This window comes from Domibacillus sp. DTU_2020_1001157_1_SI_ALB_TIR_016 (genome assembly GCF_032341995.1).
GTDB lineage: Bacteria > Bacillota > Bacilli > Bacillales > Domibacillaceae > Domibacillus > Domibacillus indicus_A.
Window position 1 is genome coordinate 2,319,052 of sequence record NZ_CP135439.1, and the last position, 21,107, is coordinate 2,340,158.

19 protein-coding genes and 1 pseudogene are annotated in these 21,107 nt (G+C 46.5%); 1 reads left to right on the forward strand and 19 read right to left on the reverse strand.

Annotation, left to right across the window (positions count from 1 at the left end; all coding sequences use genetic code 11):
- Window position 1: 1 nt before the first annotated feature.
- The 10 genes from rlmN to RRU94_RS19895 all read right to left on the reverse strand — a co-directional run bounded on the left by rlmN (window position 2) and on the right by RRU94_RS19895 (window position 8,962).
- Window positions 2-1,081, reverse strand: a complete 1,080-nt coding sequence (gene rlmN, locus RRU94_RS19850; protein WP_315692571.1) for a dual-specificity RNA methyltransferase RlmN — start codon at window positions 1,079-1,081, stop codon at window positions 2-4.
- On the reverse strand, window positions 1,082-2,407 hold the full coding sequence (gene rsmB / locus RRU94_RS19855; protein ID WP_315692572.1) for a 16S rRNA (cytosine(967)-C(5))-methyltransferase RsmB: 1,326 nt from the start codon (window positions 2,405-2,407) through the stop codon (window positions 1,082-1,084). It lies immediately after the preceding gene.
- 1 nt (window position 2,408) lies between these two features.
- A complete protein-coding gene (gene fmt, locus RRU94_RS19860; RefSeq protein WP_315692573.1) occupies window positions 2,409-3,350 on the reverse strand; it encodes a methionyl-tRNA formyltransferase in 942 nt (313 codons plus the stop codon).
- The gene (def, locus tag RRU94_RS19865; protein ID WP_315692575.1) at window positions 3,347-3,832 is read right to left on the reverse strand and encodes a peptide deformylase; all 486 of its coding nucleotides are present in this window, start codon (window positions 3,830-3,832) and stop codon (window positions 3,347-3,349) included. The genes fmt and def overlap by 4 nt, the downstream gene beginning before the upstream one ends.
- A 14-nt stretch (window positions 3,833-3,846) precedes the next feature.
- Window positions 3,847-6,243: a primosomal protein N' gene (gene priA / locus RRU94_RS19870; RefSeq protein WP_315692576.1), complete on the reverse strand. Its 2,397-nt coding sequence runs from the start codon at window positions 6,241-6,243 to the stop codon at window positions 3,847-3,849.
- Window positions 6,240-7,445, reverse strand: a complete 1,206-nt coding sequence (coaBC, locus tag RRU94_RS19875) for a bifunctional phosphopantothenoylcysteine decarboxylase/phosphopantothenate--cysteine ligase CoaBC (RefSeq protein WP_315692577.1) — start codon at window positions 7,443-7,445, stop codon at window positions 6,240-6,242. The genes priA and coaBC overlap by 4 nt, the downstream gene beginning before the upstream one ends.
- 95 nt (window positions 7,446-7,540) lie before the next feature.
- Entirely contained in the window at window positions 7,541-7,768 is a 228-nt protein-coding gene (rpoZ, locus tag RRU94_RS19880; RefSeq protein ID WP_315692578.1) for a DNA-directed RNA polymerase subunit omega, read from the reverse strand.
- Window positions 7,768-8,391: a guanylate kinase gene (gene gmk / locus RRU94_RS19885; protein WP_251270308.1), complete on the reverse strand. Its 624-nt coding sequence runs from the start codon at window positions 8,389-8,391 to the stop codon at window positions 7,768-7,770. The genes rpoZ and gmk overlap by 1 nt, the downstream gene beginning before the upstream one ends.
- A gap of 5 nt (window positions 8,392-8,396) precedes the next feature.
- Complete coding sequence (gene remA, locus RRU94_RS19890; RefSeq protein WP_050181503.1) at window positions 8,397-8,657, reverse strand: extracellular matrix/biofilm regulator RemA; 261 nt, start codon at window positions 8,655-8,657, stop codon at window positions 8,397-8,399.
- Window positions 8,658-8,713: 56 nt separating this feature from the next.
- Window positions 8,714-8,962, reverse strand: coding sequence for a hypothetical protein (locus tag RRU94_RS19895; RefSeq protein ID WP_315692579.1), 249 nt, complete (start codon window positions 8,960-8,962; stop codon window positions 8,714-8,716).
- Window positions 8,963-9,106: 144 nt separating this feature from the next.
- Here RRU94_RS19895 and RRU94_RS19900 point away from each other — a divergent pair, with 144 nt between their 5' ends.
- The gene (locus RRU94_RS19900) at window positions 9,107-10,810 is read left to right on the forward strand and encodes an Rqc2 family fibronectin-binding protein (protein ID WP_315692580.1); all 1,704 of its coding nucleotides are present in this window, start codon (window positions 9,107-9,109) and stop codon (window positions 10,808-10,810) included.
- Window positions 10,811-10,831: 21 nt separating this feature from the next.
- Here RRU94_RS19900 and RRU94_RS19905 read toward each other — a convergent pair.
- From RRU94_RS19905 to RRU94_RS19945, 9 genes and pseudogenes are all read right to left on the reverse strand, one after another.
- Window positions 10,832-11,388: pseudogene (locus RRU94_RS19905) on the reverse strand (GNAT family N-acetyltransferase).
- Window positions 11,389-11,448: 60 nt separating this feature from the next.
- Window positions 11,449-12,075 carry an orotate phosphoribosyltransferase gene (pyrE, locus tag RRU94_RS19910; protein WP_315692582.1) on the reverse strand — a complete coding sequence of 209 codons (627 nt, stop codon included), beginning with the start codon at window positions 12,073-12,075 and terminating at the stop codon, window positions 11,449-11,451.
- Between the two features lies 1 nt (window position 12,076).
- A complete protein-coding gene (pyrF, locus tag RRU94_RS19915; protein ID WP_315692583.1) occupies window positions 12,077-12,784 on the reverse strand; it encodes an orotidine-5'-phosphate decarboxylase in 708 nt (235 codons plus the stop codon).
- Window positions 12,784-13,695 carry a dihydroorotate dehydrogenase gene (locus RRU94_RS19920; RefSeq protein WP_315692585.1) on the reverse strand — a complete coding sequence of 304 codons (912 nt, stop codon included), beginning with the start codon at window positions 13,693-13,695 and terminating at the stop codon, window positions 12,784-12,786. Before RRU94_RS19920 ends, pyrF begins: the two co-directional genes overlap by 1 nt.
- On the reverse strand, window positions 13,692-14,471 hold the full coding sequence (locus RRU94_RS19925) for a dihydroorotate dehydrogenase electron transfer subunit (protein ID WP_315692586.1): 780 nt from the start codon (window positions 14,469-14,471) through the stop codon (window positions 13,692-13,694). The genes RRU94_RS19920 and RRU94_RS19925 overlap by 4 nt, the downstream gene beginning before the upstream one ends.
- Window positions 14,468-17,674: a carbamoyl-phosphate synthase large subunit gene (carB, locus tag RRU94_RS19930; protein ID WP_315692587.1), complete on the reverse strand. Its 3,207-nt coding sequence runs from the start codon at window positions 17,672-17,674 to the stop codon at window positions 14,468-14,470. The genes RRU94_RS19925 and carB overlap by 4 nt, the downstream gene beginning before the upstream one ends.
- Complete coding sequence (locus RRU94_RS19935) at window positions 17,667-18,758, reverse strand: carbamoyl phosphate synthase small subunit (protein ID WP_242232106.1); 1,092 nt, start codon at window positions 18,756-18,758, stop codon at window positions 17,667-17,669. The genes carB and RRU94_RS19935 overlap by 8 nt, the downstream gene beginning before the upstream one ends.
- The gene (locus RRU94_RS19940; protein WP_315692588.1) at window positions 18,755-20,041 is read right to left on the reverse strand and encodes a dihydroorotase; all 1,287 of its coding nucleotides are present in this window, start codon (window positions 20,039-20,041) and stop codon (window positions 18,755-18,757) included. The genes RRU94_RS19935 and RRU94_RS19940 overlap by 4 nt, the downstream gene beginning before the upstream one ends.
- Window positions 20,025-20,933 (reverse strand): aspartate carbamoyltransferase catalytic subunit, encoded by a 909-nt coding sequence (locus tag RRU94_RS19945; RefSeq protein ID WP_242232454.1) that lies wholly within the window; start codon window positions 20,931-20,933, stop codon window positions 20,025-20,027. Before RRU94_RS19945 ends, RRU94_RS19940 begins: the two co-directional genes overlap by 17 nt.
- Window positions 20,934-21,107 lie beyond the last annotated feature (174 nt).

Consider the following 21,107-nt stretch of genomic DNA (forward strand, 5'->3'; position numbering starts at 1 on the left):
GTCACCTCGTTTCGCTAGCACGCTCTTTCGCCCGAAGCTGGCCGCATGCTGCATCAATATCCGTTCCTTGCTCACGTCGGATCGTTACATTTACACCATTGTTTTTCAATGTTTTTTCAAACTCAAAAATCTTATTGCGCGGTGTGCGAACATAATCCCGCTCAGGCACGTAGTTCACCGGGATTAAGTTTACGTGACACTTAATTCCTTTGATCAAAGCAGCAAGCTCCTCTGCATGAGCCACTGAATCATTCTCACCGCCGAACAGTCCATATTCAAATGTGATACGGCGGCCCGTTTTTTCTGTATAGTAACGAATTGCTTCCATCAAGTCCTTCAGCTTGTAAGCACGGTTAATCGGCATAAGCTTTGTGCGCAGTTCATCGTTTGGCGCATGAAGAGATACCGCGAAGTTAATTTGTGTTTTTTCATCAGCAAATTTGTAGATTTTCGGTACAATCCCGCTCGTTGACACGGTAATGTGCCGCGCTCCAATGTTCAAGCCTTTTTCGTGGTTGATAATGTGTAAAAATGACATCATTTCCTCGTAATTGTCGAACGGCTCCCCGATACCCATAATGACGACAGAGCTTACCCGTTCCCCTACTTCATCGAGTGCCTGCTGCACTTTCACAACCTGCGCCACAATTTCACCAGCTTCGAGGTTCCGTTTTAAACCGCCAAGTGTTGATGCACAGAACGTACAGCCGATTCGGCAGCCGACCTGTGTCGTTACACAAATGGAGTTGCCATATTCGTGGCGCATCAGCACGGTTTCAATCGAATACCCATCATGCAGTTCAAATAAAAATTTAATCGTACCGTCAGTGGATTCCTGCTGAATGGCTGTTTTCAGCACCGTAAACACAAATGCCTCATCGAGCTTTGTGCGCAGCTCTTTCGATAAATTGGTCATATCATCCACGGTTTTCGCCCGTTTTACATACAGCCAGTCAAAAATTTGATCAGCCCGAAATGGCTTTTCCCCATTAGCTGAAAGCCACTCTTTAAGCTCATGAAGTTCCAGTGAATAAATGGATGGCTTCTGCGGTTCCGTCTGCTTTTTTCTCGCTGTTGTCATTTATTTATTTTCCTTCTTTCTAAATTTACTTATAAAAAATCCATCGCCGCCAAAATCGTCTGGAAACACTTGAACCATATTCGCTTCTTTCTCTATAGAGATGTGCTCAAGAGGGGCAGGCTCGAATTCGGGATGAGCCTCCAAAAAGGCGTTCACCGTACCTTCATTTTCTTCCCTATCGACCGTACATGTACTGTAAACGAGGACACCGTCCCCTTTTAAAAGCGGCACAGCGGCATCCAAAATCGCCAGCTGAATCCGCTGCAGGTTATCGAGATCCTGTTCCGTTTTCGCATATTTCAAATCCGGTTTCCGGCGAATAACGCCAAGCCCTGAACAAGGAGCATCCACTAAAATCGCATCAAAAGTTTCTTCTGCAAACAGTTCTCCTGCTTTGCGGGCATCCTGCTTTTGAACATGGATGTTCGAGAGCGCCAGCCGCTCGGCATTCTGAGCAACAAGTTTCAGCTTGTGCGCGTGAATATCCAGCGCATCAATCCGGCCTTCTCCATTCATTTGTTCAGCAAGATGTGCGGTTTTTCCGCCCGGTGCTGAACACATATCTAAAACACGCTGGCCGGGCTTCACGCCTAAAACAGGAGCGACGAGCATTGAACTTTCGTCTTGAATGGAGATAGCCCCGCTTTTAAAAAGATTTGAACGTGCTGCATTTCCTTTTAAAATTCTGACTGCATATGGAGAGACGTCAGAAGGTTCTGCTTCAAACCCTTCTTCTGCCAGGGCCTGGATGGCTTCATCACGCGTCATCTTCATACTGTTTACACGAACGGTCTGTTCTGGTGCTGTTAAGTTGTGCCGGCACATCGCTTCTGTTTTTTCTTTCCCGTATGCCTTGATCCATCTTTTCACAAGCCAGAGTGGATGGCTTGTTTCAATCGAAATGCGTTCTGCGTCATCTTGAATAGAAGCTGTATCCGGAACACCTTCTCGCTGGATAGACCGAAGCACACCGTTGACCATGCTGGAAATGCCTTTATGGCCCCTTTTTTTCGCAATTTCAACTGCTTCATGAATAACCGCTCTTTCCGGTACTTTATCAAGATAGACCATTTGATAAAGAGATAAACGAAGCAAATTATGCACCCAGCGCTCAGGCTTTTTTTTCAGAAAAGGTGCGAGATAGAAGTCGAGCGTCATTTTCCGCTGAATGGTGCCATAAGTGATTTCCGTCAGCAGCGCCGCGTCCCGGCCCGACAAGTTATTTTTTTCGATTGCCGTATTCAGCATCAAATTGCTGTAAGAACCGCTTTTTTCTACCGTATCAATTAAGTCGAGCGCAATTTCGCGCACATTCAATGATTTCATATTAGTCTCCAAATACAGCACCGGCTTGAAGGAATGATCCTGAACCACGCAGGTAATCGCGTGCACTCATCCGTTTTTTTCCTGCCGGCTGCAATTCTGTTATTTTAAGCGCTGTTTCTGAACCGGTCGCAATGACAATGCCGTCCTCTTCAAGAGCAATTACGGTGCCGGGTGCGCCGCTTTGGCCCGCCGTTTTTTCACTTTTCCATACTTTCACGACTGCCTCATTAAGAGTAGTATACGCAACCGGCCAAGGGCAAAGCCCTCTTACCTGATTGTACAGTTCTTCTCCCGGGCGGCTCCAGTCAATTTTTTCATCCTGACGACGAATATTAGGCGCAAATGTTGCTTTTGCCCCGTCCTGGGGTGTCCGCGAAGAAGTGCCTTCAATGAGAGCCGGGATGGTTTTAGACAGCAAATCCGCACCAACTGCACTTAATTTATCGTGCAGGGTGCCTGTGTTGTCGTCTTCCTCAATGGTCACAGCCGCCTGTGAAATAATGTCCCCTGCATCCAGTTTTTCAGCCATATACATAATGGTGATGCCTGTTTCTTTTTTTCCCTGCAGGATCGAATAGTGAATCGGAGCACCGCCTCGAAGTTCCGGCAAAAGAGAGGCATGAACATTAATGCACCCGTATTTTGGCGCCTCAAGAAGGGCATTCGGCAAAAGCTGCCCGTATGCTGCCGTAACCACTAAATCCGGCTTTAAGGCGATAATTTCATCGAGCTCGGCCGACTTCGACAGCTTTTCAGGCTGCAAAACCGGAAGCCCGTGCTCTAGAGCTGCTGCTTTAACCGGCGGCGGCGTTAACACTTTTTTCCGGCCTACAGGTCGATCGGGCTGTGTGACCACAGCGAGGATTTCGTAGCCGTCTTTGATGATCTGCTCAAGCACTGGCACGGAAAAATCCGGGGTTCCCATAAAAACGATTGTAGTCACTCTTCATCAGCTCCTTTCAATTCCTCAGCCGGAATGTATTTTTCTACTTTAGATGTAAATAACACGCCGTCTAAGTGATCCATTTCATGCAAAATGGCCCGTGCCAGAAATCCGTCTGCTTCAAACGTGTAAAACTGGCCTTTGACGTTTTGAGCTTTGATTTTAATTCCATTCGGGCGGGTTACTTCCCCGTATAAATCAGGAAAGCTCAAACATCCTTCAATATCTGTCTGGCTGCCCTCTGAAGAAAGCAGCTCAGGGTTGATTAACACAATTAAGCCATGCTCGTCTTCAATATCCACAATGGCAAGGCGCATATCTTTCCCGATTTGCGGGGCAGCGAGGCCGACGCCGTCCGCTTGAATCATGGTTTCCTGCATATCGCGCACCAGGCGCTTTAATTTACTGTCAAATTGTTTAACCGGCTGGCATTTTGTTTCTAAAATGTCGGCTGGATGTTTAACAATGGATAAAATCGTCATTGCGTTCCTCTTTTCTACATCAGTACATATGGGTGAATATCAATAGATACGATAAGCCCATTTGATTTTCCTTGTTTTGCATAATGCTCCAGCACCTGCTTCAACACGGTGCCAAGCTTTGGTTCACGTTTGTATTTTATCAAACATTGCCACCGATATCTATTGTTGATCCGTGAGATCGGTGAAGCGACAGGGCCGAGCACAACCGCCGCTGGAGACAGCTCCGGCTTAATATTGGCAGCAATCTTGCCGGCCTCGCTCGATGCGGTAATCGCTTCTTCATGGCTGACTGTAATAAGCGCAAGAAAATAAAATGGAGGATAGCCTCCCGCTTTTCTCACTTGCATCTCCTGCTCATAAAATGCTTCATAATGCTGATCAGCAGCAAGCTGAATGCTGTAATGCTCCGGCGTATAGGTTTGAATCACCACTTCACCCGGCAATGTATGCCGGCCGGCCCGTCCGCTTACCTGCGTTAAAAGCTGAAATGTTTTTTCTGATGCACGAAAATCCGGCAAATGCAGCATCGTATCCGCGCTTAAAACACCGACGAGCGTAATATCCGGGAAATCAAGTCCTTTGGCAATCATCTGCGTTCCGAGCAATATATCAGCTTCCTTGTCAGCAAAGCGTCTCAGCAGCCGTTCATGGGCTCCCTTTGTGCCGGTTGTATCTACATCCATTCGAATAATCCGCGCTTCCGGCAGCAGTTTTAAAAGCTCTTCTTCCACCTTTTGTGTACCTGTGCCGAAATGGCGGATATGTTCACTGCCGCATTCCGGGCATACGTTAGGCGACAGCTCCTCATGGCCGCAATAATGGCATTTCAGCTGATGGCGGTGACGGTGATACGTCATGGACACATCACAGTTGGGACATTCCGGTACGAATCCGCAGTCGCGGCACATGATAAAAGAGGAATATCCACGCTTATTTAAAAACAGGACAGTTTGTTCTCCTTTTTGAAGGCGATCTTTTATTTTTTCAAATAAGTTTCTAGAAAACATAGACCGGTTTCCTTCCCGCAGCTCTTCACGCATATCGACAATATCGACGGAAGGCAGCGGGCGGTCATTGACACGTTCGGACAGCGTCAACAGCTTGTAGACCCCTTTTTTTGCCCGGGCAAAGGATTCCAAAGAAGGAGTTGCGCTTCCTAAAATAACCGGACATTGATAGTAACCGGACCGCCAAATAGCCACATCACGCGCATGGTAACGAGGATTTTCTTCCTGCTTATAGCTTGTTTCATGCTCTTCATCAATAATGATTAGCCCGATGTTTTCGAACGGAGCAAAAACAGCGGAGCGGGCGCCCACAACCACTTTTACTTCCTTGCGGCTTATTTTCCGCCATTCGTCATATTTCTCACCCGTAGACAGTCCGCTGTGAAGCACCGCCACGTCGTCGCCAAACCGCTGTTTAAACCGGTCCGTCATTTGAGGCGTCAATGAAATTTCCGGAACGAGCACAATTGCTTCCTGTCCTTTTTGAATGACTTCGCTGATGGATTGCAGATATATTTCTGTTTTCCCGCTTCCGGTTACACCATGAAGCAGAAAGGTTTCTGCTTTGTTTTCCTTTATGTTCTCGATAACAGGTTCAATCGCTGCTCTTTGAGTGGGTGTCAAGTCAAGCGGCTGATCTGGTTCAAATGTCCGGCCGGCTAAAGGGTCACGGTATGTTTCTTCCTGCTTCTCTAAAAGCAGCCCTTTTTCGATGAGCGCTTTTGCAACAGCAGATGAAATACCTGTTTCCTTGAGCGGTATCCATTTTCCTTCTGTTCCTTGAAAAAGCTGGAGAGCTTCCGATTGTTTTATAGCATTTTTCGGCATAGATTGAATGGTTTGGGCCAGCTCTTCCTCAGACAGCGGACATTGAACCATACGAATCGTCTTTTTTCGCCCTTTGCTTTTCACAGAATAAATTACATCAAGCGATCCTTTTTTTACTTCCCTGCGTATTTGGGCAAGCGCACCTGCCTCGGACGCTTCTTCCCATGTAATTTCTTCACGGTCTCCAAAAAGAGAGTGGGCTTCTCTGCTCAGCGCGCTGTGGCCGGTTATGCGAATATGCTTTGCGTATTTGGCTTTCATTGCAGCCGGAAGCATCGCCTGCAGCGCTGAAATTTTAAAGCATAGCGATTCGGCGGTCAGCCAGTCGGCGAGTGAAAGCAATTCTTTATTTAATACCGGAATAAGATCCATTGGTTCTACAATCGGCTTTAGCTTACGGCTTTCCGGCTCTTCTTTTACATCCAGCACAAACCCCTGCACATGGCGCGGGCCAAATGGGACGATCACCCGCATACCCGGCTGAATCATCCCTTCCCATCTGGAAGGAATTTCGTAGTCAAACGGGCGGTCCGTCTGGCGGACCGCAACGTCCACGACGACAGAAGCGATATTCATTTTTCCTCACCCATCCGCCCGGCTGCTTCCTGCAGAATACGGAATGCTGCTTCTTTTTTGGTCATTTTCTCAAAGTCCTGGTGTGTGCCGTCACGGTGGAAGATCGAGATAATATTCGTATCACCGCCGAAGCCGGCTCCCTCCTGCTTGACATTGTTTGCCACAATCATATCTGCGTTTTTTGATTCAAGCTTCCTCTTTGCGTACGTCTCTACATCATTTGTTTCAGCCGCAAAGCCAATTAAAAATTGGTGTTCTTTTTGTTCGCCAAGTGTTTTTAAAATATCCTTCGTCCGCTCAAGCTCAATTGTAAGCGCACCGTCCTGCTTTTTCATTTTATTGTCAAGCACAAAAGCAGGGCGGTAGTCTGCAACAGCAGCCGTTTTCACAACAATATCCGCATCAGGATAAACGTGCATCACTTCCTGAAACATTTCTTCTGCACTTTCTACCTGTCGGACGGTTACACCACCGGGCGGCTTGATCGCTACAGGTCCTGAAATTAACGTAACATCTGCCCCAAGTTCCCGTGCTGCTTCCGCCACTGCATATCCCATTTTGCCTGTTGATTTATTGGTAAAAAAGCGCACTGGATCGATCGCTTCACGAGTGGGCCCTGCCGTTACGACAACTCGTTTTCCTTGAAGAATCTTTTGTTCGTCTTTAGCGAAAAATTGAGCGGCAAGTTCCGCAATCCTCTCAGGCTCTTCCATCCGCCCTTTCCCTGTATATCCGCAGGCAAGGTAGCCTTCACCGGGTTCGATAAACCGGCAGCCGAACGCCCGCAGTGTTTCCATGTTTTTTTGTACAGCAGGGTGCGCATACATATTTACATTCATGGCGGGTGCAATCCATCTTGGCGCTGTACCGGCCAAGAGAACAGTTGATACCATGTCATCTGCCATCCCGTGAGCCATTTTGGCAATGATGTTTGCTGTTGCCGGTGCCACAATCACAAGGTCTGCCCAGTCTGCAATATCGATATGAGCAATTTTAGCAGGATCTTTTTCATCGAATGTATCGGTATATACCGGTTCACCAGACAGCGCCTGAAAAGTGACCGGCGCTACGAACTTCTGGGCGGATTCGGTCATGACTACTTTTACATGAGCACCCGCCTGTTTCAGCTTGCTCGTTAGTGCCGCCGCTTTGTAAACTGCTATGCCGCCGCTGACGCAAAGCAAAATGTTTTTTCCGTTCATTCCCATTTCCTCCGTTCCAGTCAACTCTTTATGCCAATATGATAGCATACAAAAAGAAAAGGCCGGTATTCGCCGCCCTTTTCCGTTTTCCTTATTTACACTTCGTCTGAGTACGTTTTGTTCTCGTCTTTCTTTTTCATGACAAGCTCATCCGCATAAATCTCTTCAAGCGCTTTTCCAACAAACTTGTGCGACTGATAAGCCCCAAGCGCGCCTTTTCCTTTGTTCTCCTGCATTGAACGGGCGCGCTTTGCAGCTACGCTGACCAATGAATATTTAGAATCGATTTTTGTTAGTAAGTTATCAATAGATGGATATAGCATTATTGTTCCCCTTCCAGTTCAAGCATAATTTGATAGCGGTGCTGTACACGCTCACGCCGGCAGTGCTCTGCTTCAACGATAGACTGAATGCGCGAGCATGCCCGCTCTACTTCATCATTTTCAACGACGTAGTCATACAAGTCCATCATATCAATTTCTTTGCGTGCCTGCTCCATACGGCCCCGGATCACTTCATCCGTCTCCGTGCCGCGGCCGACAATCCGGCTGTGCAGCTCCGAAAGACTCGGCGGCGCTAAGAAAATAAACAGTCCTTCCGGAAACTTTTCACGTACCTGTCTTGCACCCTCTACTTCAATTTCAAGGAAAATATCTTTCCCTGCGTCGAGCGTTTCCCGAACGTAATCAACCGGCGTTCCATAATAGTTGCCGACAAATTCTGCGTATTCAAGCAGTTTCCCTTCCTTGATCAACTGCTCGAATTCCTCGCGGGATTTAAAAAAGTAATCAACGCCGTCCACTTCTCCTTCGCGTGGTTTGCGCGTTGTCATGGAAATGGAATACTCGAACTTTACATCTTTTCTTGAAAAAATCGCTTTACGCACCGTTCCTTTGCCCACGCCGGACGGTCCGGACAATACGATCAGCAAACCTTTTTCTTTCACTTACTTCACAATCCTTCCTCAGCATCCTCATCTTTTAGCGCCGCACGATTCGCCACCGTTTCCGGTTGAACAGCAGACAAAATAACATGATGGCTGTCTGTTAAAATGACCGCACGTGTCCGGCGGCCAAATGTGGCATCGACGAGATTTCCTTTTTCACGCGACTCTTGAACGAGCCGCTTCATCGGTGCCGACTCCGGGCTGACAATCGCTACAATCCGCTCTGCCGAGACGACACTGCCAAATCCAATATTGATTAATTGCATCAATCTTGATCCCCTTTGTCACGTTTCGTCCGTTTTTGCACACTCGAATTATTATATCATAAATGTTGCTTTTCCTGCTCGATAAATGCAAGAACCTCTTCTTTTTCTTCAAGGGGGGGTGAAAGCCGGAGCTCGGTTTTCATTTTTTCTGTTTCCAATAGAAAGTTTTCCTGTTTTAGTTTTTCCAGTTGTATTTGTTCTTTAATCATTTTATATTGCAATTTCGTTTGGCTTCTTTTATAAGATGTAAAAATGGCAGCAAGAGGGATTGAAAAAATCATAACTACTGCGACCAGCTCTGTCATAATATGCCTCTTTTCTGTATAAGTTTGTCAAAATAAGTATACAGCAGTTTGAACGGTTACAAAAGCAATGTCCCCAAATTTACGAAAAGCCCCATCCCATGGTAAGATGAATAAATATGTTCGTTCAAAAAGGGAGTATGAATCATGGCATTCGATGGACTATTTACAAAAGCAATGGTAGAAGAATTAAAGGAAGCCTTGACAGGCGGCCGAGTCAACAAAATTCACCAGCCATTTAAAAACGAAACCATTATGATCATTCGGGCGAGAGGCAAAAATAACCGCCTGCTTTTATCTGCCCATCCGTCTTATGCACGGGTACAGCTAACGGAAACCGTTCAGGAAAATCCGTCTGAGCCGCCGCTTTTCTGTGTAATGCTGCGCAAGCATTTAGATGGTGCTATTTTAGAAGACATCCGCCAGTTTGGTCTTGACCGGACGATTTGTTTTGAATTTAAAGGAAAAAATGAAATCGGAGATATTTCCTACAAGCAGTTGTACGTGGAAATTATGGGCCGTCACAGCAATATTCTTCTTGTTGACAAGGAAAAAGGAACGATCATTGACAGCATCAAGCATGTTCCATCTTCTATGAACAGCTACCGGACCATTCTGCCCGGAGCAGCATACGTAGAACCGCCTGCACAAAACAAGCAAAATCCGCTGGCTGCTGATAAGGAAACCATTCAGCGTGCTGTAGATTTTAATGCAGGGAAAATTGCCAAACAGCTCGTATCAGCGTTTGAAGGCTTTTCTCCGCTTATCAGCAATGAAATTGTCGCCCGCGCCGGCCTTGCCAACCGTGAAACAGTGCCAGCTGCGTTCCTTGACGTGATAGATCCTATAAAAAAAGCTGCGTATTCCCCGGTGATGATTGAAAACGGCGACAAATCATTTTTCTACATGATGGATCTCTCTCACCTAAAGGGAGAGCGTACATTCTTTGAAACGGCTTCTTCGCTCTTAGACCGGTATTATTTTGGTAAAGCAGAGCGTGACCGTGTACGCCAGCAGGCAAACGACCTCGAGCGTCTGATAGGAAATGAGCTGCAGAAAAACCGCACCAAAATCGGGAAGCTGGAGCGTACTCTTCAGGAAGCCGAAAATGCCGGTGAATATCAGCGCCTGGGTGAGCTGTTAACAGCCAATTTATATGCAGTGAAAAAAGGCATGACAGAAATTGACGTTGTGAATTATTATGATGAAAATGGGGCAACGGTAACGATCCCTCTTAATCCGCAAAAAAGTCCGGCTGACAATGCGCAAAAGTACTTTTCGCGTTATCAAAAAGCAAAACATGCGGTTGTAGCGGTGCAGAAGCAGATCGAAAAAACAAATGAGGAAATTCAATATTTTGAAGCCCTCCTTCAGCAGCTTGAATCAGCTGCACCACGGGATATTGAAGAAATTCGCGAGGAACTCGCTGAAGAAGGCTACTTAAAAGCGCGGCATATCAAGAAGAAAAAGAAAGTGGACAAGCCGGTCATTGAAGAATATATGGCCACAGACGGAACGCTTATTTACGCTGGTAAAAACAACCGGCAAAATGATTATTTAACGAATAAAGCAGCACGCCGGGATGATATCTGGCTTCATACAAAAGACATTCCGGGATCGCATATTGTGATACGTTCAGACGATCCGTCAGAGGAAACGATTTTAGAAGCTGCCATGATTGCTGCCTACTACAGCAAAGCAAAAGACTCTTCTTCTGTTCCAGTTGACTACACAAAAGTCCGCCACGTGAAAAAGCCGTCCGGCGCAAAACCGGGATTTGTGATTTACGATAATCAGCATACGGTGTATGTTACCCCGGATGAAGGCAAAGTCATGAAAATGAGAAAGTGAGCGGACCCGCTCACTTTCTTTTTATGTGTCGATCCAAAATCGTTTGACGACGGTTCCATTTCCCTCTATAAAATCCCGATCGGCGATACCGCCATTTTTTACAATGGTTTTAAAAGACCCGATATTGCCTTCGTCACAAACAACCAAAGCCCGCTCGATACCGAGCTCTCTTGCTTTTTGAAGTGACAAGTCTAAGCAAGGAAGCCGCGTAGCCCTTTCTTCATTCAGAAGGCCGGATACCGTAACCGATGTGTCCGCCGCTGTTTCGCAAAAAAGGTGTTAAAGCATGGCGGATATTAACAACACCAAGGACTCGCTTCCTTTCATCAATCAGCCAGTACGTAATCAGGCACCTACCCGGATGGAATACGGATGCCCTTTCCATTGTCCCGCAGAAACTGAAGCATTTCTTCAAAACGGGATGGATCCCGTTCAATCACCGACGGTATCATCTTTTCACCGCTTGCTTCCCATTCTTCATAAAACGAGCGGTATTCTTCCTTTAAATGAGAAGAGGGATTTATTAATTCTACCTTGTATTCTGCCACATCGATTCCTCCCGCCGATAAAATTGACATGATTGTATCATATTTTTCCAAACAAAAAAGCGGCCGTGATTAATCACGGCCGCCTGGAAATTAATTGATGCCCCATGAATCGGGCGTCTGTTTCCATTTTTTCAGCGTTTCGATGTCTTCTGTTTTTACGTAATTCTTTTCAGCAGCAACTTCAATCAGTGCATCATAATCACTTAGCGCAACAGCCCTTAATTCTGCTTCCGCCAGGCGTGCATCTCCTTTTGGCAGTCCATATGTAAAGATGGCTGCTACACCTAAAACGTCGCATCCTGCTGCACGGAGCGCCTCTGTTGCTGTGATCGCACTGCCGCCTGTTGAAATCAAATCTTCAATGACGACTACTTTTGAGCCGGGCTCCGCTTTTCCTTCAATCTGGTTGCCTTTTCCATGCTCTTTTGCTTTTGAGCGCACATAGCACATTGGCAAATTCAATACATCTGAAACCCAGGCAGCATGCGGAATGCCTGCTGTTGCAGTGCCGGCAATGATTTCTGCTTCCGGATATTCTTTTTGGATCAGTTCTGCCAGTCCGGCAGCGATCTTTTGGCGCGTTTTCGGATACGATAATGTTAAGCGATTATCGCAGTAAATGGGTGATTTCATGCCGGATGACCATGTAAACGGATCATTTGGCTGTAAAAAAACCGCACGGATTTCGAGTAATTCTTCTGCAATTTGCTTTTTCATTTTATGCTTGTCCTCCCCAGAGTGCTTTCACATGTTGATAGGCTGCAACCGGGTCGGCTGCTTTTGTAATCGGGCGCCCTACTACAATCATCGTTGAACCGATTTTACGCGCTTCAGCCGGATCCGCAATACGCTTTTGATCGTCTGCCTGCCCGCCTTTTAAGCGAATGCCAGGTGTTACTTTGTAGAATGCTTCCCCGCATGCTTCGCGAATAGCCGCTGCTTCTAAAACTGAGCAGACCACTCCATCACAGCCGGCTTCCTGCGCTTTTTGGGCATAATGGCGGACAGATTCCCCAAGCGGAACCTTGATTAATTGATCCTGCTGCATCGCTTCTTCCGATGTCGAAGTCAGCTGCGTAACCGCAAGCAGCACAGGCCGGCTGCCTTGAGCGCCTGCATCCAGGCCTTCGCAGGCACGCTTCATCATTTCAACTCCGCCGGCTGCATGGACATTAATCATATCCACGCCAAGCGCCGCCAGGCCTTTCATGGCTTGTCCTACTGTATTAGGAATATCATGAAGTTTTAAATCGAGAAAAATACGGTGATTCATTTGTTTCAGCTGTTCAATAATGAACGGCCCATTTTGCAAGTAAAGCTCCATCCCTACTTTTACGTAAAGCTGCTCTCCGCGAAAGGGCACAAGAAATTGCTCGGTTTCCTGCCAAGTCGGGAAATCGAGTGCAATAATTGGTTCTTTTTCCATTATTTCCAGCTCCGTCCTTTTAATTCACTAATATGATCTACATTGTGGGCTTCTAAGTACTGATCCAGCTCTGCAATTAATTCCGGGCAGACAAATGGATTTACAAAGTTTGCTGTGCCAACTGCCACGGCATCTGCACCCGCTAAGAAAAACTCAATCACATCTTCAACGTTTGAAATACCGCCCATGCCGATGATTGGCAGATTCGTCTGCTGGCTTACTTCATACACCATACGAATCGCTACCGGTTTTACGGCTGGACCTGACAAACCGCCTGTCCGGTTCGATAAAATCGGCCGTCCTGTTTTCAAGTCGATACGCATGCCAATCAATGTGTTGATCATTGTAATGCCGTCTGCGCCGCCGTCTTCTACCGCTTTTGCCATCTCGACAATATTGGTAACATTAGGCGACAGCTTTACATATACAGGCACTTCAGACACTTCTTTTACTCGTTTTGTTAACTCTTTTGCTGTTTCTGGTATGGTTCCAAAAGCAATTCCGCCTGTTTTAACATTCGGGCAGGAAATATTGAGTTCCAATGCATGAACGTTGCCCACTTTAGAAATCTCTTTGGCTACTTGAACGTAATCCTCTGTTTGCGAGCCGGCTACATTGGCAATAATCGGCACGTCAAACTGTTTAAGCCACTCGAGTTCATTGGCGATTACTTTTTCCAAACCGGGGTTTTGAAGCCCGATCGCATTCAGCATACCGCCCGGTGTTTCTGCTACACGAGGTGTTGCATTTCCATAACGCGGTGCTTCTGTTGTTGCTTTGATCATGATGGCCCCAAGTGCGCTTAAATCAAACAGCTGGCTGAATTCGCGGCCAAACCCGAAGCAGCCGGATGCCGGCATAACCGGATTTTTAAGTGACAAACCTGGAAGATCTAGTGCTAATCGGCTCATAATGCCACCTCCCCGGCTTTAAATACTGGACCGTCGCTGCAGATTTTCAAGTATGCCGTTCCCGTTTCATCCGCTGCCGGATGACATACGCAGGCAAAGCAGGCACCAATCCCGCAGCCCATCCGCTCCTCAAGAGAAATAAAACCCCGCGGCGCGGCATTAAGCTTTTCAACCGCTTTTAACATAACTGTTGGACCGCAGGAGTAAAATACGTCTCCCCGCAGTCCATGTTTGTTTACAATATCCGTTACAAATCCCTGTTCACCAAGTGAGCCGTCTACTGTTGCGACATATGTTTCACCCAGCTCGGCAAACTGTTCTGTATAAAATGCAGCTTCCTTGTTTTGAAAGCCAAGAACATGAATGGTCTTTACGCCTTTTTCATTTAAGCGGCGTGATAGTTCATAAAGCGGTGGAACACCGATGCCGCCGCCTATTAACAGGGCAGTTTCTCCAGGAGCTGCTGCTTCAACCGGGAAACCGTGGCCAAGTGGACCGAGAACGTCCACCTGGTCACCGGATTGCTTGCGGGAAAGCGCAGTGGTTCCTGCGCCTTCCGCCCGGTAAATCATCGTAAATTCCTGCTTATCGTGTTCAACACGCGCAATGCTGATTGGGCGGCGAAGAAGGGGCATCATTTCTTCGCTCGCTTTTAAATGGACAAATTTGCCCGGCTGGTCGATTTGATCAACCAGCGCCCCTTTTAATATCATTTCAAAAATATTTTTAGCGATTTCCGATTGGGAAACAACCGTCATCAGCTCTTTTTGAATCATGAATGGACCGCCTCCAATGCCGGTTTTGGCATTGCTTCTGCATTAAAGATCATTGATTCAAGCACTTCTAAAATTGCGGTTGCTGTATCAAGTGACGTTAAGCATGGAATACCGTTTTCTACTGATTCACGGCGGATACGGAAGCCGTCACGCGCCGGCTGCTTGCCTTTTGTAAGAGTATTGATAATAAACTGCGCTTCGCCTCCGCGAATCACATCCAGCATATCTGGACCTTTCGCGCCGATTTTGGCCACGGTTTGTACTGGTACGCCTGTTTCGCTGATCATCTTAGCTGTGCCATGTGTAGCCAGCAGCTGGAATCCGATATTGTGGAAGCGTTTTGCGATTACCAGCGCTTCTTCTTTATCTTTATCAGCAACTGTCAGGAGAACAGCTCCTTTAGTTGGAATCTTCATACCGGATGCCACAAGCCCTTTGTAAAGTGCTTTTTCAACCGTTGCATCTTTCCCCATTACTTCACCTGTTGATTTCATTTCAGGGCCAAGCGTTGTATCTACACGGCGAAGTTTTGCGAATGAGAACACTGGAACTTTTACGTAAACACCTGATTTTTCTGGAACAAGGCCTGATTCGTAGCCCATGTCTTTTAATGACTGTCCCATGATCGCTTTTGTTGCAAGGTTCGCCATCGGTACATTCGTAATTTTGCTCAAGAATGGTACCGTCCGGCTTGAACGAGGGTTTACCTCGATTACAAACACTTCACCTTTTGAAATAACATATTGAATGTTGAGCAGGCCGATAATGTTTAAGCCTTTGGCAAGCTTTGTTGTATACTCGATAATTTTTGCTTTTTGGTCATCTGTCAGCTTTTGTGGCGGATATACGGCAATCGAGTCACCAGAATGGACACCTGCACGCTCGATGTGCTCCATAATTCCTGGAATGACTACATCTGTGCCGTCAGAGATCGCATCTACTTCAATTTCTTTACCCGTTAGGTAACGGTCAATCAAAACTGGATGCTCTGGGTTGACTTTTACAGCATTTTGCATGTATTGAAGCAATTCTGCTTCTTTATAAACAATTTCCATTGCACGGCCGCCGAGCACGTATGACGGACGAACAAGAACTGGGTAACCGATACTGTTGGCAATCTCAACGGCTGCATCTACTGAGAAAGCTGTTCTGCCAAGCGGCTGCGGAACATCAAGCTCCTGCAGAGCCTGCTCGAACTTATCACGGTTTTCTGCGCGGTCTACATCTTCAAGGCTTGTGCCGAGAATTTTTACGCCGTGTTCTACTAGCTGGCCGGCTAAGTTAATCGCCGTTTGGCCGCCGAACTGTACAACAACGCCTTCTGGTTTTTCCAGATCGATAATGTGCATGACATCTTCGATTGTTAACGGCTCGAAGTAAAGCTTGTCAGAGATACTAAAGTCTGTTGAAACCGTCTCAGGGTTGTTGTTAATAATAATCGCTTCATAACCTGCTTCTTTCAGCGCCCATACAGAGTGTACCGTTGCGTAGTCAAACTCAACACCCTGTCCGATACGGATTGGACCAGAGCCAAGTACGACAACGGACTTGCGGTCTGTCACAATCGATTCGTTTTCTTCTTCATATGTGCCATAGTAGTATGGTGTTTCTGATTCAAATTCTGCCGCACATGTATCAACGGTTTTGAAAACAGGGACAATGCCGTTTTCTTTACGCCAGTCGTACACTTCTTTTTCAGAAACGCCCCATGCTTTTGCAATGGTTTTATCGGCAAATCCAAGCTGTTTCGCTCGTTTCACAACCTCATGGTTAAATGGATTGTTTTCGACTTCTTTTTCGTATTTAACGATGTTTTCAAACTTCTTCAGGAAGAACAGGTCAATTTGGCTCCACTCATGAATCGTCTGGATTGTGATGCCGCGGCGAAGTGCCTCACCTAGATAGAACAAGCGTTCGTCTCCTGCTTTGCGAATCCGTTTTTCAAGAAACGCGTCGTCTTTATCAGCCAGCTCATCGAGCGACAGATGGTATACGCCGCTTTCCAGTGAGCGGACTGCTTTCAGCATTGACTCTTCAAATGTACGGCCAATTGCCATAACCTCGCCCGTTGCTTTCATTTGCGTACCTAATGTACGGTTTGCGTTCTCAAATTTATCAAACGGCCAGCGTGGGATCTTAGAAACAACATAGTCTAGAGCCGGCTCAAAGCAAGCGTACGTTTTGCCCGTAACCGGGTTCATCATTTCATCAAGTGTTAAGCCGACAGCAATTTTTGCTGCTAATTTTGCAATCGGGTAGCCTGTTGCTTTCGATGCAAGGGCTGATGAGCGGCTTACACGCGGATTTACTTCAATAATGTAGTACTGGAAGCTGTGTGGATCAAGTGCAAGCTGTACGTTACAGCCGCCTTCAATACCAAGCGCGCGAATAATAGACAAAGATGTATTGCGCAGCATTTGATACTCGCGGTCTGTTAATGTCTGGCTCGGCGCTACAACAATCGAATCCCCTGTATGAACTCCAACCGGGTCAATGTTTTCCATGTTACAAACAACAATCGCATTGTCATTTGAATCGCGCATCACTTCATATTCGATTTCTTTGAAGCCGGCAATGCTTTTTTCTAGAAGACACTGTGTAACCGGGCTTTGTTTCAAACCGTTTGTTACGGTTTCAACCAGTTCTTCTTCGTTTTCGCAAATTCCGCCGCCCGTACCGCCAAGTGTATAAGCAGGGCGTACGATAACTGGATAGCCAATTTGCTCAACAAAGGCATACGCTTCATCTAAAGTGTGGATAATTTCACTTTGTGGCACCGGCTCGTTTAATTCATTCATTAATGAACGGAACAAGTCGCGGTCTTCCGCCTGCTCAATCGCTGAAAGCTTCGTACCAAGCACTTTTACGTTGTATTCATCCAGCACGCCGGCATTGGAAAGCTCGACTGCCATATTCAATCCTGTCTGGCCGCCAAGCGTTGGCAAAATCGCGTCCGGACGTTCTTTTTGAATAATGCGGCGGACAAACTCAAGCGTGATCGGTTCAATATAAACTGCATCCGCAATTTCCGTATCCGTCATGATCGTTGCTGGGTTTGAGTTTACGAGAATAACCCGGTATCCTTCTTCTTTTAAAGCGAGACATGCTTGTGTCCCTGCATAATCAAATTCTGCCGCCTGGCCAATTACGATCGGGCCGGAGCCAATCACAAGTATACTTTGGATGTCTGTACGTTTAGGCATGTTGTGTCTCCTTTGCAGCGTTTGTTTTCATTAAGTCAACAAAGCGGTCAAATAAAATATTGTCATCTTCTGGTCCTGGTGAAGCTTCTGGGTGATATTGCACAGTGAAAGCAGGGTACTTCTTATGAGCCAGCCCTTCAACTGTTCCATCATTAAGTGCAACATGTGTTACTTTCAAATCCGTATTCGCAATTGATTCTTCGCTTACAGCAAACCCGTGGTTTTGAGAAGTGATCGCTGTACGTCCTGTTTCAAGATCCTTAACTGGATGATTCGAACCGCGGTGACCGAATTTCAGCTTGAATGTATCCGCACCGGAAGCAAGAGCAAACAGCTGGTGGCCAAGGCAGATACCGAAAATCGGCACCTGACCGATAAGCTCACGAATCGTTTCGATAGCATGCGGCACATCTTTCGGGTTGCCCGGTCCGTTTGTCAGCATGATACCGTCTGGTTTAAACTGCATAATTTCTTTTGCTGTTGTATCATGCGGTACGACCGTTACGTCGCAGTTACGATTGTTTAATTCACGCAAAATCCCATGCTTCATACCAAAGTCGATTACGACAACCCGGAAACCGCGTCCCGGACTTGGATAAGCGGACTTTGTAGAAACTTGTGCAACCTGATCGTTTGACAGTACTGTTGCCTGAAGGCGTGGAATCACATCCTCAGGATTTACATCCGCAGAAACAATCGCTCCTTTAAGGGCACCGTGCTGGCGGATAATTCGCGTTAATTTGCGTGTATCAATACCGGAAATAGCCGGAATATCTTTCATTTTTAAATATTCATCGATTGAAAATTCAGTTCTGAAGTTTGAAGGAAAATCTGCTGCTTCCTTCACAACGAGTGCTTTTACAGCCGGCTGAATTGTTTCAAAGTCGTCACGGTTAATACCATAGTTGCCAATAAGCGGATAAGTGAATGTGACAATTTGTCCGCAGTAAGATGGGTCAGACAAGGTTTCTTGGTAACCTGTCATCCCTGTTGTAAAAACCACTTCGCCCGTTACGTCTTTTTCACTGCCGAATCCTTCACCAGCAAATACTGTACCATCTTCTAAAATAAGCTGTTTTTTCATTCGTTGATCGTTCCTTCCTGCCATACAAGATTTCCTTCAAAAAACGTTGCGGCCGGCCACCCTGAAAGTACGCGGCCTGCAAATGGTGTGTTTTTACCTTTTGATAAAAACGTCTTTGGATCTACTTCTTTTTCGCTATCAAGATCAATAATGGTAAGATCAGCGTTGACACCTTCTTTGAGGCGGCCATACGGCAGATTAAAGACTTCAGCCGGTTTCACCGTCATCCAGTCTACAAGCTGCTTCAATGTAATCACACCTTTTTTCACTAGCTCGGTGTACAGAAGCGGAAAAGCTGTTTCGAATCCTGTAATGCCGAATGGTGCTTTGAGAATGCCTGCTGCTTTTTCTTCTGCTGTATGCGGTGCATGGTCTGTTGCGATAAAATCAAGCGTTCCGTCAAGCAGCCCTTCAATAAGAGCCTTTCTATCTTCCGCTCCGCGAAGCGGCGGGTTCATTTTAAAGTTCGGATCCTGTCCGGGGATATCCATATCCGTGAGTACGAGATGATGCGGTGATACTTCGCCAGTTACTCGAATGCCCGCTCTTTTTGCATCACGAATCGTACGTACCGATTCTTTTGTGCTGACGTGGCAGACATGGTAGTGACAGCCCGTGTTTTCTGCTAGCAACACATCCCTTGCAATTTGAACGGCTTCGCAAATGGATGGAATGCCCGGCACGCCTTCACGTTTAGCATATTCACCGTCGTGAACAGCGCCCCCGTAAATTAAGCTGTTGTCCTCACAATGTGCTACAACTGCCATATCAAGAGCAGCTGCCTGCTTCATTGCAGCATGCATCATGCCTGCCTCTTGAATGCCGACTCCGTCATCTGTAAAAGCAAATGCCTGGTTTTCTTTGAGTACTTTAAAGTCAACAAGCTCTTTGCCCGCTTGGCGGATTGTAATAGATGCATACGGCAACACACGAATTTGTGCATTTTCCTCAATAAGTGTATTCACTTTTTGAAGATTTGCTTCTGTATCTGGTACCGGCCGGGTATTTGGCATAGCCGCGATCGTTGTAAATCCGCCTTTAGCGGCTGCTTTCGTTCCAGTTTCAATTGTTTCTTTGTGCTCGCCGCCTGGCTCACGCAGATGCACGTGCAAATCAATCAGGCCGGGTGCAATGAGCTTGCCGCCCGCATCGATTGTTTCTTCGTCGTTTTCTGCGAGGCCAGCGCCGATTTCAGTAATTTTCCCATCTTGAATGCGGACATCTGCTCCGGTTAATTCACCGTTTTCTGTTAAGACTTGTCCATTTTTAATTAACCAGTTCATTTGCCAATCTCCCCTCAAGCACTTCTTTTAAGACCGCCATGCGGACATATACACCGTTTTCCATTTGTTTAAAGATGCGGGACCGTTCGCATTCAACTAAGCTGTCGGCAATTTCTGCATCCCGATTTACCGGAGCAGGGTGCATAATAATGCTTCCCGGCTTCATCCGGCTCTCCCGTTCCTCTGTTAAACCGTAACGGATATGATACTCTTCTTTTGTCATCGACGAAGCGACCTGATGCCGTTCGTGCTGGATACGCAGCAGCATTAAAGCGTCCACCTGCTCAACTAATTCGTCGATTTCAACAAACCCTCCTGACTGGAGGAAATCCTCTTCAAACCATTCAGGAGGACCTGAAAATTTCACGTCTGCACCAAGGCGTCTCAGTGCCTCTGCGTTGGAGCGGGCTACCCGGCTGTGCCGGATATCGCCGACAATGCCGATTTTCAAGCCTTCGAACGTGCCAAACTCCTGCTGAATGGTTAGAAGGTCAAGCAGGCATTGGGTTGGATGCTGGCCGCATCCGTCTCCTGCATTAATGACCGGAATATCGATATGGCCAACGAGTTCGTCGTAGTAAGCATCTGCTTCGTGACGGACCACCACTGCGTTAACACCAATGGCTTCGAGTGTGCGAACTGTGTCGTACAATGTTTCTCCTTTTAAAACACTTGAACTCCCAACATCAAACGGGATCACATCCAAGCCGAGTTTTCTCTCTGCCATTTCAAAGCTTGTTTTTGTCCGCGTGCTTGCTTCAAAAAACAAATTCGCGACATATTGTTTTTCATGCGGTGTCCAAACTTCGCCTTCCGCAAATTTCTGCGCCTGCATTAATATTAACAAAATTTCATCTTTATGCAAATCCCTAATTGAAACTAAATTTCTCAGCATCGATTTTTACCTCCGTTTTCATAAAAAAAACACCCTGGTTTCAGGGTGTTTTTTCGTTTTTACAGCATAACGAAGCTGTTCTGCGCATAGGAGCAGACCGATTTCACCCTTAAATGCCTCTCGTGCATTTTTAAAAGGTTGTCAATGTTCATCCAGCCTCACAGGGCCATT

Excerpts from the sequence above, each read along its gene's own strand:
- priA (WP_315692576.1), bottom strand. The coding sequence starts at position 6,243 with ATGAATATCGCTTCTGTCGTCGTGGACGTTGCGGTCCGCCAGACGGAC.
- remA (WP_050181503.1), bottom strand. The coding sequence starts at position 8,657 with ATGCAATTAATCAATATTGGATTTGGCAGTGTCGTCTCGGCAGAGCGG.
- RRU94_RS19935 (WP_242232106.1), bottom strand. The coding sequence starts at position 18,758 with ATGAAAAAACAGCTTATTTTAGAAGATGGTACAGTATTTGCTGGTGAA.
- rlmN (WP_315692571.1), bottom strand. The coding sequence starts at position 1,081 with ATGACAACAGCGAGAAAAAAGCAGACGGAACCGCAGAAGCCATCCATT.
- RRU94_RS19895 (WP_315692579.1), bottom strand. The coding sequence starts at position 8,962 with ATGACAGAGCTGGTCGCAGTAGTTATGATTTTTTCAATCCCTCTTGCT.
- pyrF (WP_315692583.1), bottom strand. The coding sequence starts at position 12,784 with ATGGAAAAAGAACCAATTATTGCACTCGATTTCCCGACTTGGCAGGAA.
- rpoZ (WP_315692578.1), bottom strand. The coding sequence starts at position 7,768 with ATGCTATATCCATCTATTGATAACTTACTAACAAAAATCGATTCTAAA.
- RRU94_RS19900 (WP_315692580.1), top strand. The coding sequence starts at position 9,107 with ATGGCATTCGATGGACTATTTACAAAAGCAATGGTAGAAGAATTAAAG.
- RRU94_RS19940 (WP_315692588.1), bottom strand. The coding sequence starts at position 20,041 with ATGAACTGGTTAATTAAAAATGGACAAGTCTTAACAGAAAACGGTGAA.
- pyrE (WP_315692582.1), bottom strand. The coding sequence starts at position 12,075 with ATGAAAAAGCAAATTGCAGAAGAATTACTCGAAATCCGTGCGGTTTTT.
- rsmB (WP_315692572.1), bottom strand. The coding sequence starts at position 2,407 with ATGAAATCATTGAATGTGCGCGAAATTGCGCTCGACTTAATTGATACG.
- RRU94_RS19925 (WP_315692586.1), bottom strand. The coding sequence starts at position 14,471 with ATGATTCAAAAAGAGCTGATGACGGTTGTTTCCCAATCGGAAATCGCT.
- coaBC (WP_315692577.1), bottom strand. The coding sequence starts at position 7,445 with ATGAACGGAAAAAACATTTTGCTTTGCGTCAGCGGCGGCATAGCAGTT.
- RRU94_RS19920 (WP_315692585.1), bottom strand. The coding sequence starts at position 13,695 with ATGAGCCGATTAGCACTAGATCTTCCAGGTTTGTCACTTAAAAATCCG.
- carB (WP_315692587.1), bottom strand. The coding sequence starts at position 17,674 with ATGCCTAAACGTACAGACATCCAAAGTATACTTGTGATTGGCTCCGGC.
- def (WP_315692575.1), bottom strand. The coding sequence starts at position 3,832 with ATGACGATTTTATCCATTGTTAAACATCCAGCCGACATTTTAGAAACA.